The sequence below is a fragment of the Pseudoalteromonas sp. P1-11 genome, assembly GCF_001399995.1.
Classification (GTDB): Bacteria; Pseudomonadota; Gammaproteobacteria; order Enterobacterales; family Alteromonadaceae; genus Pseudoalteromonas; species Pseudoalteromonas atlantica.
Genome location: NZ_LJSP01000002.1, coordinates 74328 through 87168, shown reverse-complemented (window position 1 = coordinate 87168; position 12841 = coordinate 74328). Strand labels below are relative to the sequence as shown.

The window sequence follows — 12841 nt, the reverse complement described above, 5'->3', positions numbered from 1 at the left end:
TAAACTTTAATTAACTAAGTTTAAAGCCGCTGGCTAATCATTAAAAAAGCACCCTTAGGTGCTTTTTTAATGTGTGTGTAATGTATTGCAATAAGCATTTGGTTTTTAAATATCCAAACGTAAACCAGGATCCTGCTTAATTTTTTCTATTACCATGTAAGTATGGTGAGTACCTACTCCCGGAATATCGACCAAGTCTCCTAGCACCTGTCGATACTCATCCATATCCGAGACCCTAATTTTTAGCAGGTAGTCGTACCCCCCCGCTACCATATCGCACTCTACAACTTGCTCAATTTTAAGTATATGCTCTTTAAATACTTTAAAAACAGCCGTGTTAGATGTCACCAGCGATACTTGCACATGTGCTACTAAGCTCTGATTCAGCTTTTGTTCGCTAAGCTTTGCAAAGTACCCTTCTATATAGCCTTCTTGCTCTAAACGTTTTACACGGTCAAGGCATGGACTAGGACTTAAATTAACCTGTTTTGCTAGGTTAACATTAGAAATTCTGCCGTTCTTTTGAAGAACGTCTAATATTGCTAAATCGATACGATCAAGCAGGCGTAATCTATTTGGACTTGTCATACAGAATTTTATACGGATAAGTTGAAAATATGCCCTGTAAATTATCGTAAATCGTGAAATTTAACCAGCATATTCTGCTGAAATTTAATTAGAATGCACGCATTACATCACTGGTAATTTATTGGTAGCAAAGTTGCTTTAGCTCAACAGCCCAAGCACATAAATTTTGTTCTACTATTTACATATTAACATTCCTAAGGGTTGCTTATGTTATTCAATGGCGATTTGACAACAACCTGTCCTACAAGACAGAAAATTCGTGATTTTTACCGCATTGATGAAAATGCTGTTATTGATCATATTTTACCACTTGCAGAAGTGGGTGTTAAAGCACGAAGCCGTGCATGGGAAAGAGCTCGCCAGATTGTTTTAAACATTCGAAAAGATCAAGACGGTCAAAGCGGTGTAGACGCACTTTTAAATGAATTCTCACTCTCTAGTGAGGAAGGTGTAGTGTTAATGTGTTTGGCCGAAGCCCTACTTCGCGTACCAGACAAAGCCACGCAAGATACGTTAATTCGTGACAAGCTTGCTAAAGGTGATTGGAGTTCTCATTTAGGAAGCAGCGATTCTTTATTCGTTAATGCTTCTTCGTGGGGATTATTAGTAACCGGTAAAATGGTTAACTACACAGATAAAACCAAAGAACAGCAATTTGGCATGCTTAAAAAGACCATAGGTCGTTTAGGCGAGCCTGTGATTCGCAAGTCTGTAAACTTTGCCATGAAAATTATGGGTAAGCAGTTCGTTATGGGTCGCACCATTGACGAAGCCATTGAACGCGCTGCTGAAAAAGAGCAAAAAGGCTACGTTTACTCATACGACATGTTAGGCGAAGGCGCGCGCACAATGAAAGATGCCAAGCGTTACTTCGACAGCTACATGAACGCAATCCATGCAATTGGTAAAGCGGCAAATGGCCGTGGCCCAGTTAAAAGCCCTGGTATTTCAGTTAAACTTTCTGCTATTCATCCACGTTATGAGTTCACGCATAAAGACCGCGTAATGGCCGAAATTGTGCCTAAACTAAAAGAGCTCGCGCTTGCTGCTAAAAAATACGACATTGGCTTTACAGTTGATGCAGAAGAAGCTGACCGCTTAGATATTTCGTTAGATGTTATAGAAGCGGTATTTAGCGATGAAGATTTAGGTAACTGGCAAGGTTTTGGTTTAGCCGTACAAGCATACCAAAAGCGCGCTATTTTTGTTATTGAATGGGTAACTGAACTTGCTACTCGTGTAGGCCGTAAAATGATGGTTCGCCTTGTAAAAGGTGCCTACTGGGATACAGAAATTAAAACCACGCAACAAGATGGTTTAGAGCACTACCCAGTATTTACGCGTAAAGCAACTACCGATGTATCTTACAAAGCTTGTGCTATTAGAATGCTAGAAGCACGCGATGTACTGTACCCGCAATTTGCAACACACAACGCTTACACTGCAGCCACTATTTTAGAAGTTGCTAAAGGCGATAACACCGGGTTTGAATTCCAGCGTTTACACGGTATGGGCGAATCTTTATTTGACCAAATCGTAAATGAAGAAAAAATTCAATGCCGTGTTTATGCACCCGTTGGCCAGCACGAAGACCTACTTGCCTACTTAGTACGTCGTTTACTAGAAAATGGCGCTAACTCATCGTTTGTAAACGCCATTGTAGATACCACTAAACCTGTTGAGTCGCTATTACCTGATCCAGTAGAAACACTGCAAGGTTTACGTAATAAGTACAATACGCAAATTAAAATGCCAATCGACTTATACGGCGATGAACGCGCTAACTCTAAAGGCATGGACTTAACCGATATTAATGTAATTACGCCATTCAAAGAAAACCTTGAAAACTGGTTTAACGATCACTTAATTGATCAAAGCCAAGTACCTGAAGGCGCATTAGCAGTTAAAAACCCAGCTAATCACAACGAAATCATCGGCCACGTTAAACTGCAATCTGGCGATGAGATGAAAGACATTTTGGCCAATGCAGAAGCGGCATTTGAGTCATGGTCGCAAACATCTGTAAAAGAGCGTGCTAATTTATTACGCCGCGTGGCAGATATTTTAGAGCGTCACCACGATGAGCTCGTAGCTATATGTATTAAAGAAGCCGGTAAAATTGCGCAAGATGGTATTGACGAAGTACGTGAAGCCGTTGATTTTTGTCGTTACTACGCGGCACGTGCAGAAGAACTTGCAAGCGATGAGCGCTTTGAAGCACGCGGTGTGATTTTATGTATTAGCCCGTGGAACTTCCCGCTTGCTATTTTCTTAGGTCAGGTGGCCGCTGCCATTGTGACTGGTAATACTGTTATTGCAAAACCTGCAGAGCAAACAAGCTTAATCGCACTTCGCGCTATTGAGTTAATGCTTTCGGTTGGCTTACCAGAGCATGTAGTACAGCCGGTGATTGCCCGCGGTTCTGAGGTAGGTAAAACAATCGTACCTGATGAGCGTATTCAGGCAGTTATGTTTACTGGTTCTACAGAAACAGGCACACTGATTTCACAAACACTGGCTGCGCGTAACGATATTCAAGTACCGCTAATTGCAGAAACCGGTGGCCAAAACTGTATGATTGTGGATTCAACAGCGCTGCCAGAGCAAGTTGTTGATGATGTAATAAGCTCAGGTTTCCAAAGTGCAGGCCAGCGTTGTTCAGCACTACGTGTATTATTTATACAAGAAGATGTAGCCGATGGCATTATAGAAATGCTTAAAGGCGCACTCGCCGAGCTGCATATTGGCGATCCGTCATTACTTTCTACCGATGTAGGCCCAGTAATTGATGAAAAAGCCCTTAAAACGCTAAATGATCATGTTGAATACTTAAAAGGTAATGCAACACTTCATTACGAGTGTAAGATCCCTGATAACACCGAAAATGGCGCCTACTTTTTTGCCCCTCGTTTATACGAAATCGAAGATTTATCAGTACTTAAACGTGAAGTATTTGGTCCATGTGTGCACATTGTTCGCTTTAAAGCGAATGATATCGACAACGTGATTGACCAAATTAACAACACAGGTTACGGCTTAACAATGGGTGTTCACTCACGTATTGAAGAGCGTTGTGAGTACCTAGCTAAAATGTCGCGTGCGGGTAACGTATATGTAAACCGCAACATGATTGGTGCCATTGTAGGTGTGCAACCATTTGGTGGCCGTGGTTTATCTGGTACTGGCCCTAAAGCCGGTGGCCCTAACTACCTGCAGCGTTTAGTAAAAGAGAAAGCATCACCTGATAACGTGCAAATGACTAACCTAACGCCAGATGAGCTTGATTTACACCATTACAGCGGTGCAAACGAGCAAGTTGAAAAGCTGATGGCTAACTCAATGCGCGATGAGAAAATTTGGCGTGCAACACCGTTAAATGACCGTGTATCGGCTGTTCGTCAGTTGCTTGCTAAAGTAGCAACGGTCGAAATTATTGATGACCTAGCGGACGATTTGGCATTAACGCTTTCAGAAGCGCGTGCACAACTTAACCGTTTAGAAAAACATATGCGTAAGTTTACTACTTTGCCTGGGCCTACTGGTGAATCAAACACCTTGCACCTTGAAGCACGTGGTTGTGTAGTATGTTATGCAGATAAAAGCACGTCATTTAACTTTTGGGCGCTTTCAATCATTACAGCACTTGCTGCAGGTAATACAGTAATTACGGTAGCATCAGAGCTATTTTACGACGAAGCGGTAGCCTTTAAAGATAAGTTTATTGCCACAGGCGTTGCTGAGGGCGTGTTCCAGGTTGCAAAACCTAATCAGCTACAAGCTATTTTGGCTCACCCTCACTTAGCGGGTGCGGTGGTTGCTGCACGTTCGTCTCGTTTAGGTTACTTCAGCCAACAACTTGCACAGCGTAAAGGCGCTATTTTACCAGTAATTACTTCAGAGTATTACGATACGTTAATTAAGCGCTTAATTACTGAAAAAACGATCAGTATAGATACTACCGCATCTGGTGGTAATACTTCACTGATGACCCTAGTAGAAGATGACGAATAGCCCATCCAATACTAATTAACTAAAAATGTAAAAAAAGGCACTTAAAAAGTGCCTTTTTTTTTATATTGAAACGTATAATGATGCTAATTTAAACAAAGACCCATTACAGAAGCAAAAAAATTGAAAGTCATCTCTATTTCGCAATTACAGCCTGGCATGTTTGTTCAAAGTGTTACAAAACAAACTGGGCGCATTAAAATTAAAAACCAAGGCTGGGTTAAAACTCAGACGAGTATCGATAAGCTCAAAAAAGCGGGCATTTTAGAAATAGAGATAGATCCAGATAAAACATTAACTACACCCGAGCCCGACACCCAAGCCCCAGCGCCTAAGGCTGAGATTAAAAAACGCGACCCTTGGCTTAAAGTTCATAGTAGCGAACAAGAAATGGGCAAAGCTAAAAAGCTCTACGACGAAGCTAAAACACTTCAACAAAAGGCCTTTGGCGATATAAAAGCGGGTAGAGATATAGACATAGCGCCTTTTAAAGAGCTTGCCAGTGGCTTTATGGACTCTATTTTTAGAAACCAAGATGCCCTAGCCTGCTTAACCCAAATGCGTCAAAAAGATGCTTACTTATTAGAGCACTCTATCAACGTTTCTATTTTAATGGGTATTTTTGCAAAGCACTTAGGCATAGAACGCGACATTATTGTAGAGCTCACTACAGGTGCTTTGTTGCATGACATAGGAAAAATTAAAATTCCTGACAAAGTGCTCAATAAACCGGGCCGCTTTAGTGATGACGAATTTAAAATTATGCAAAACCATGCTCTGTATTCTAAGCAAATTTTGGAAGAAGCAGGATTAACGGGGATTGCTGTAGATATTGCCGGCCTACACCATGAGCGGTTAGACGGAAAAGGCTATCCGTTTGCCAAAAAAGGCGATGAGATAAGCCAATACGTACGTATGGCGTCAATTGTAGATGTATATGATGCACTTACGGCAGAGCGGGTATATAAAGCAGGTATGGAGCCTATAAAAGCGTTTAAAATTTTAAAAGATGGTTGCCCTGATAGCTTTGATGGTGAGCTACTTACTAAGTTTATCCAATGTATTGGCATTCACCCAGTAGGCACCTTGGTGCGCTTATCTAGCCAAAAAGTAGGCTTGGTTACACAGAGTAACCCTGAAACACCTTTAAAGCCGGTGGTTAAAACATTTTATAGTGCTAAACACGGTCGCTACACGGAAATGCAAGATATAAACTTGGCAAATAAAAAAACAGCTGACAAGCTCGAATCAACTGTTAAGCCGACCGACTACAACATTGATTTAGAGCGCTTTTACAAAAACGCTATTTTACCCTGAGTTAAAAAGTAAAGCCGCAGTTTTGCGGCCTTACTTTATTAGCTGCGCTTTATTGCGGCCAATCCTGCAAAGCTTTAATACTGAATTCATAACCATCAAAATCAAGTACACTTTGCTCTGGGGTAATTTCGCGCACTGTTAGTGCCCCAATGCTCTCCCCTTCGTGTAGCTCTCTCCCATTAAGCTTTATCCAGCGTTTATCTGCACTTGAAGAGTATATATGTGCTTGGTATTTAATGCTTGGCAGCATGGCTTGTAAGCCATCAGGTAATAGCTCAACCGGTTTAACTCGAGATGAGCTGCGTGAGGCCTGGGTTACTTCGTAATCTTGTTCTTGCTCCGAGTCTTTTATCGCTTGCGCAAAGGCATCTTTTAATTTACTCGGTACAGCATCAAGCTCCGGACTACTTTGCGGCGCTTGCGTGCTTGGGGTATTCTCACCATTCAGTGGTTTTCCAAGCACTTTATACTTGCTCATATCTAAACCTGCTGAGCTTGTATTTTGTGTTTGTGGCTGCATAAATTGCGTGTTTTGGCCGTGTGCATTATAAGCAAGTGGATTATAGCTTTGCGTATTAGGTAGCTGTGCATTGTAAGTTTGCTGATTAAACGCATTTTGATTATACCCGTTAGCATTTATAGGGGTTTGCACATTGTAACCTGGTTGCTGCTGCGCCGGATTATCATTAATAGGGATATACTGCCCTTGTGGGGTAAGCAACATTTTTTGTACCCCGGTAGGTGTTTGTACATACACCAACTGCCCTTCAATCGTTGCTTTATTACTATTTTTTTCAGCCTCTGAAGAAGGTGATGTTACAGGCTTTTCGGCTTTATTTTGCGCTGTAGTTGGCTTATCTGTTACTGCTTGTTTTTGCTTTTTGCTATCAGTGCTAACAACATCAACCGTCTGGCTTGTGTTTAATAGTGCGCTGCTTTGAAACCACTTACCTGCTGTAAAGCCACCCGCTATAGCAATAAATGCTGCAATTGCGCCGCCAAGTAGCCACACCATTTTTTTATAGCGCGTAAGTGCTTGCTGCTGTTTTAACTGCGCTGACTGCAAATCATATTGCTCGGCGCTCATATCTGCTTGTTGAGATTGCTTTAATGCATCTAATAAATAAGACATAAATTACCTAACTATATAATAAACGACATGCCAACACCTACTGCAAACAAAGCAGCAAATGCTAAGTAATAATAAACACGGCCAGTGGATTTAGGCGCATTATTCTGCGCAGCCACAAAGTCCATAGGCAGTGATTCTTGGGCTGATTGTTTTATAATATCACTATCAACAATAAGCTGCTGCTTAGAAAAAGCCCCGACTAACGCGCGCTCACAGACTAAATTCATTAAGCGTGGAATGCCGCCAGTTAACTGATGTACAGCTTGCATAGCATCGAGCGAAAAAACGCCTTTATCACACCCGGCAATATGTAAACGATGCTTTATATACGCAACTGTTTGCCCTTGGGTGAGCGGTAATAAATGATACCGTGCTGTAATTCGCTGCGCTAACTGCCTAAGCTCAGTACGTTTTAATAATGCCTGAAGCTCTGGTTGACCCACTAAGACTATTTGTAACAGTTTTTTATGATCAGTTTCTATGTTGGTTAATAGTCGTAATTGCTCAAGCACATCGGGGGCAAGGAGCTGCGCTTCATCAATAATTAAAATTGTGTGCCCGCCCGCTTTGTTATTAGCCTCTAAGTGCTGCTTAATAATGTCGGTTAAACTTTTAAGGGTGGCATTTTGGGCATCGTAAGTAATGTTTAGCTCATCACAAATACTGGCCAAAAGCTCAAGCTCCGACAGCGCCGGATTATGGATCATTGCAACTTGAGTATTCTCTGGCAGTTGCTCTAACATACTGCGGGTAATGGTGGTTTTGCCTGTTCCCACTTCGCCGGTTAGCAATACAAACCCGCCATCTTCGCCTAAACCATAGGTTAAGTGGGCAAGTGCCTCTTTGTGGCGTTCGCTTAAAAATAAATAATGGGGGTTGGGCGAGATCGAAAATGGCTTTTCGCTCAAGCCAAAGTAGCTTAAATACACCGCAATGTTCCTTCGTCATTAAAACTCGGCCTATAATGGCAAAAAAAACGACAAAGTAACAACGTTGTATGCGCTTTATTATTGAAATAACGTAAATTTATGTAAAACAAAAAAGCGCCGCTAAATTTAGCGGCGCTTTTGTATTAAAGCTAAGTGCTTGGCTATTTTATTTTACTTAGTTTTCGTAACGCACCAAACGTAAATACACGTCACTGGTTTTAGCATGTAAGCTATTAAGCCCACTATCAAACTGGTAAACCCATGCTGAGCTCATCGTGCTTACCCCTGAGGTATTACTCCAGTAGTTTTGCAATTTAGTGCCTAAAAACACCTCTTCGTTAATACTTGGTTCGGTGCAGCTGTGCTCTAAAATACTGGCAAGCTCTTTAACATTAGGCACCTGCCAATCGTCGTAATCGGCAGTGGTGTCGTTTTCTGCGCCTCTAAGTGCTTCTTGCCAATTAAGTGACGGAGAAGAGCCTGTGCATGTTTCAGTGTCGCTATCGTAAACTTGTCCGTAGCTACAACGTTGCCACATTAGGCCTGTTTCTGTATCTAACACTGTGCCATCGTCATTAAGAGTGAAGCGAGTGGTTGGTGTTGTTGTATCCGCCCCGTCGTAACACGTTTGCGCTGCGGCTAGTTGAAAGCTTGCGCTAAATACAGCCATTGAAAATAGTAAGCATGTTTTCATGATTTTCTCCTATCGGCTTCTGACTAAACGTACATACGCGTATTTTTCTTTCGGGTAGGCTAAGTCATTCCCGTTGCTCATATCGATAATGTACGCTTGCGATAAGCTGGTACCATCGGCTGCAGTTTGTGATGTCCAGTACGGTAAATTCACATCATCTATAGCGCCTGCTTCTGGCATATTTGGAAAAAACGCTTCATCAATTAATACGTTTTCGCCCTGCTTGCCATAATCTATTAAGCTCAACAGCTCAGTGTAAGTTGGTAAGCGCCAATTGGTACCGCCGCAAAAATCTAAGTCGTTCACTTCATTTATATAGGTTTGCACACCACAGCTTGTATCATCTGGACAGGTGGTATTAGCGGTACTGGTATCGGTAAAGGTTGTCGTGCCTAAATCCCAAAAGTAATGATTTTGGCCATCGCGTAAGGTGGTATTAGGTAATGTACCTGACTCTACACTTTTCACTTCCCATACAAGCCCCGTTACGTTGTCGCGTATACAAGTAAAGTCGTCACTATCATCCGCTACTTCATCAGCAAACTGATTTAGCTTAGTGTAGTCAAACGCAAGGTTACCTTGGCCTGCTTTATCGAGTTGGTTGGCAAAGCTGTCTCGACCAAGCTCTGCATCTTGACCCGGAAAGTCACTACTTTGGCAATTGATACGCTGGGTATTGTTATAACACTCGCCTAGGCCACTGTCGTTAATTAACCCTAATGCTTTTGGTGATACGTCAATAAATACGGTATCGGTGTCAGTGCGCCCTTTAGAATCAGTAACAGTGACTTCAAAGCTCAACGTGGTATCTAAATCAACGTCGGAGGCAAAAAATGTCGTGGTACATTGGCTAGTATTTGCCAGCGTTTCGGCATTGCCCGTTAATTGTTGCCAGCTACATGAAAACGTATCTGTTAGGGTGTCACTTTCACTTGCATCTAAGGTCACTTCCTCAAATTCTTCAACGTTTTGGTCATCTCCGGCATTGGCCACAACCAGCTCGTCTGTTTTATTTAATGTCATACTGTATTCAGTACTTGCCTCGCCGCCCTCGTCGTCGGTAACGCTTAATTGCCATATTAAATTAGTATTTGATTCAAGCAGCGGGTGGCTAAAACTTACCGTAGAGTTGTCAAAGTCGGTTACATCTAAATCAGGGCCTGAAATTAATTGCCACTGATAGCTATTAATTTGGCCATTTTCGTCAGGGTCGCTCGACTCTTCAGCGCTTAACGTTACGGTGTCGTTATAGGTTGAAGGCAGTATTTCTGGGGCTGTTTGACTAACAACAGCAAGCGGTAATTGATTACTTGAGGTAATAAATATGCTCACGTTGTCACTAACTAAGCTGCCATTATCTGTTTGATAGCTTACAGATAGTACAAGTTCACTATCGGCTTTAACATCGGGCGCAGTAATTGTTTGCTCTGCACCTTCAAGCGGGAAGCCGTCCACAGATGGGCCGCTAACGCGCTGCCAAGTAAAGGTACCGTCGGCTGGTGAGCCTTGTGCGGTGATTGTAAACTCTGTTTTTTCTACAACTTGAAGATCGGTTCCGGCATTAACCGAGGTTTCAACAGTAGAGTCTTCACTACCGCCGCCTCCACCGCCACAGGCAGCCAATAAAAAACAAGATATAAGGGGAGTAAAAGCAAACGCTTTCATAAAACGCACCTAAATGTCAAATAATTACTATAGTGTAATCACTAGCAATAAAGGTGCCATTTAGAGTTATACCAATTCGCTTAATTAAGTGATCCATTTTGAGGCTGGAAAACGTGTCGCAAAATGATTAAGCATTATTGTGGATTGGTATTACATATACGTATCTTGATGAATACGCACAAACAGCTTAGTGCCTATTTTTGAGTAATCTACTTTGTATTCACGCCCATCAAGCGCCTGAATAAACAACAGCTGTTTTTCTTCACCAAAAATATCAGCGCTACTTACATTAACAATTTCAAGGTAACGCTCTTTGGCATCACGCCGGTTTTTAGGTAGGTCCTCTTTAAATGGCTCCAAACCATTTTGAGTTACCTTTATACGTGGGTGCTGCTCTGCATTTACAATGACTAGATCAAGCTTTTTATCTTTATGGATGATGGTGTTGCGACCACTCTTTATAAAAGATCTTTCTTGGCTCATTATTTTTCCTACTATCGCATTTAGTGTCCAACTTGCGATGCTATAAACCGTTCAGGTGCGCGTTTCCATTTATTTAAATCGGCACTGAACGACCAAATGTCTGTCTCTAATACACTTGCGGGTAACAGTAAATTATATCCCGTTAACAACTCAAGGTGCTTGGCTCTGTTAGCAAACATAGCTATAAGTCCAGTATAGCTAAATCCTTTAGGTGAGGTGTATTGTGTCTCTTCTATTAACCATTCTGATGGGCAATTGCCATTTTTGCAATGTTTTTGAACAGCTTGCATAAATAAATTACGCTGCTCTATCAGTAGTTTTCCGGCAATGCGTGGGTGTATAGCGCTTAAAAATTCGTCCATATCATTAAGTTTTAAACCTACTGCGTTTAATTCAAGGTATTCAAGGCCGTCAGCCACCTTAGGAATACCGCTGTGGTGTAAGTTACTAACATGTAACTGCCACTGGCCATACTTATGCTGATACACAAGTAAGGACTCACTAAGCACTAAACTGTAATAAGGTTCCTGTGTTTTTAAAAAACCAATAAAAATAGCAGCTATGCACATGCTTACTAAAAAAATTTCTATTAAGCTAATTTCACCCGGGCGCAGTAAATTAAACAGCATAATAAATACCAAACCTACGCTGCCTACAGTAAGTACTTCAATGCCATTGCGCGCCCCTTGCGCCCTGTATTTTATTATTGAACTTGGCTTACCCATATTGGTAAAAAGCCATATAAAATAAAAACATAACAATACCCCAAAGTATTATTTTTCTCATTGTTAAACAGGTTTTACACTGCGGTGGTTGCTTCATCGTTTTATCATAATTTTAGTGTTAAATGGGAACAAGTAATTAGTCTCATAAATTTTTACGCCTAACGCACAAATTTATGAGACACATAACCGCCTTTTCACGGTCTTATTTCGTACAATACTTACAATTTATTTTCAGGTATGAAAACGATGTATTCAAAACAGTCAGGTAAAGCTCTTTTTCCATTTTTAATTACGCTTCTTGTTATTTTAAGTGTGTACTTATATTTGCCATCTAGCCATGGTGAACAATCTAATTCAAGTGATACACCCACACAGGTAATGGCTCATACAGTATCGTCTCAAGAAAACACCGTTATGATTGAAGCCATAGGCAGTGCACGCGCAAACCAAGCAATTTATATAAAAAGCGCACAAAGCGATTATGTTACACACATATATTTTGAAGATGGCGACTTAGTAAGTAAAGGCCAACGCCTTGTGCAGCTGCAAAATCAGCAAGAACAATACGCTGTAAAAGAGCTAGGCATTAACTTAAAAGAAGAAAAACGTCAGTTAAGCCGCCTTACTGAGCTTTCTCGTACGCAATCTACCGCTAAATCATTATTAGAAGAGCAGCTTTCTCGCGTAGATGCCACGCAAGCCCAACTAGAAAGCGCTAAAACCAAACTTGATGAAATGCTAATTACCGCACCGTTTTCTGGCTTATTAGGCAAACGAGAAGTGTCGGTTGGTGCTTATGTAAGTAGCGATACAATTATTACAACGCTTGATGATATTAGTATTATAAAAGTTGACTTTAAAGTTCCTGAAAAATATTTATCTCAACTTAACCTAGGCATGAAAGTACATACTCAAAACGATGCCTACCCAGGGCGCACTTTCACCGGCAAAGTGACCCATATTAGTTCTCGTATCGACTCGATTACTCGCAGTGTAGAAGTAACCGCAAGCTTTGCTAATAAATCCGGGCTATTACGCCCTGGTATGCTTTTAAACACCGCTTTGGAGCTTAGTAGTAATCAGGCGCTTATGGTGCCAGAAAAAGCCGTGATCCCACTGCAAGATAAACATTTTGTATACCAAGTAAAAGAGGGTATTGCCAACAAGGTAGAAGTGCATGTTGCAAGCAGAAATAACGGCTGGGTAGCGATTGATGAAGGCCTTAGCGATGGCGAGCAAGTGATTACCGAAGGCATTATTAAAATTCGCCCTGGTAGCAAAGTAAGTGTTGAGGGTTAAT

The 12841-nt window shown here is 41.5% G+C and carries 10 protein-coding genes; 3 read left to right on the top strand and 7 right to left on the bottom strand.

Annotated features, from left to right (window positions below; translation table 11 throughout):
* Positions 1-105 precede the first annotated feature (105 nt).
* Entirely contained in the window at positions 106-588 is a 483-nt protein-coding gene (locus tag AN390_RS03095; RefSeq protein WP_055252943.1) for a winged helix-turn-helix transcriptional regulator, read from the bottom strand.
* A gap of 207 nt (positions 589-795) precedes the next feature.
* Here AN390_RS03095 and putA point away from each other — a divergent pair, with 207 nt between their 5' ends.
* Positions 796-4599, top strand: coding sequence for a bifunctional proline dehydrogenase/L-glutamate gamma-semialdehyde dehydrogenase PutA (gene putA / locus AN390_RS03090; protein WP_029773864.1), 3804 nt, complete (start codon positions 796-798; stop codon positions 4597-4599).
* A gap of 120 nt (positions 4600-4719) precedes the next feature.
* Entirely contained in the window at positions 4720-5913 is a 1194-nt protein-coding gene (locus AN390_RS03085) for an HD-GYP domain-containing protein (RefSeq protein ID WP_054983194.1), read from the top strand.
* Between the two features lie 49 nt (positions 5914-5962).
* On the opposite strand, the gene AN390_RS03080 is transcribed toward AN390_RS03085, so the two are convergent.
* From AN390_RS03080 to AN390_RS03055, 6 genes are all read right to left on the bottom strand, one after another.
* The gene (locus tag AN390_RS03080; RefSeq protein WP_055252942.1) at positions 5963-7045 is read right to left on the bottom strand and encodes a general secretion pathway protein GspB; all 1083 of its coding nucleotides are present in this window, start codon (positions 7043-7045) and stop codon (positions 5963-5965) included.
* An 11-nt stretch (positions 7046-7056) separates the two neighbouring features.
* Positions 7057-7974, bottom strand: coding sequence for an ExeA family protein (locus tag AN390_RS03075; RefSeq protein ID WP_024034318.1), 918 nt, complete (start codon positions 7972-7974; stop codon positions 7057-7059).
* A gap of 175 nt (positions 7975-8149) precedes the next feature.
* Entirely contained in the window at positions 8150-8668 is a 519-nt protein-coding gene (locus AN390_RS03070; RefSeq protein WP_055252941.1) for a DUF1566 domain-containing protein, read from the bottom strand.
* A gap of 9 nt (positions 8669-8677) precedes the next feature.
* Entirely contained in the window at positions 8678-10333 is a 1656-nt protein-coding gene (locus AN390_RS03065; protein WP_055252940.1) for a DUF1566 domain-containing protein, read from the bottom strand.
* Positions 10334-10483: 150 nt separating this feature from the next.
* Positions 10484-10816 carry a hypothetical protein gene (locus AN390_RS03060; protein WP_024034321.1) on the bottom strand — a complete coding sequence of 111 codons (333 nt, stop codon included), beginning with the start codon at positions 10814-10816 and terminating at the stop codon, positions 10484-10486.
* Between the two features lie 20 nt (positions 10817-10836).
* A complete protein-coding gene (locus tag AN390_RS03055; protein WP_029773870.1) occupies positions 10837-11541 on the bottom strand; it encodes a DUF2982 domain-containing protein in 705 nt (234 codons plus the stop codon).
* Between the two features lie 246 nt (positions 11542-11787).
* On the opposite strand from AN390_RS03055, the gene AN390_RS03050 reads away from it, so the two are divergent.
* Positions 11788-12840 (top strand): efflux RND transporter periplasmic adaptor subunit, encoded by a 1053-nt coding sequence (locus AN390_RS03050; protein ID WP_055252939.1) that lies wholly within the window; start codon positions 11788-11790, stop codon positions 12838-12840.
* The last annotated feature ends 1 nt before the right edge of the window (position 12841 follow it).

Bases quoted from the DNA above. Each gene is read 5' to 3' on its own strand.
- AN390_RS03095 (WP_055252943.1), bottom strand. From the start codon at position 588: ATGACAAGTCCAAATAGATTACGCCTGCTTGATCGTATCGATTTAGCA.
- putA (WP_029773864.1), top strand. From the start codon at position 796: ATGTTATTCAATGGCGATTTGACAACAACCTGTCCTACAAGACAGAAA.
- AN390_RS03080 (WP_055252942.1), bottom strand. From the start codon at position 7,045: ATGTCTTATTTATTAGATGCATTAAAGCAATCTCAACAAGCAGATATG.
- AN390_RS03070 (WP_055252941.1), bottom strand. From the start codon at position 8,668: ATGAAAACATGCTTACTATTTTCAATGGCTGTATTTAGCGCAAGCTTT.
- AN390_RS03065 (WP_055252940.1), bottom strand. From the start codon at position 10,333: ATGAAAGCGTTTGCTTTTACTCCCCTTATATCTTGTTTTTTATTGGCT.
- AN390_RS03060 (WP_024034321.1), bottom strand. From the start codon at position 10,816: ATGAGCCAAGAAAGATCTTTTATAAAGAGTGGTCGCAACACCATCATC.
- AN390_RS03055 (WP_029773870.1), bottom strand. From the start codon at position 11,541: ATGGGTAAGCCAAGTTCAATAATAAAATACAGGGCGCAAGGGGCGCGC.
- AN390_RS03050 (WP_055252939.1), top strand. From the start codon at position 11,788: ATGTATTCAAAACAGTCAGGTAAAGCTCTTTTTCCATTTTTAATTACG.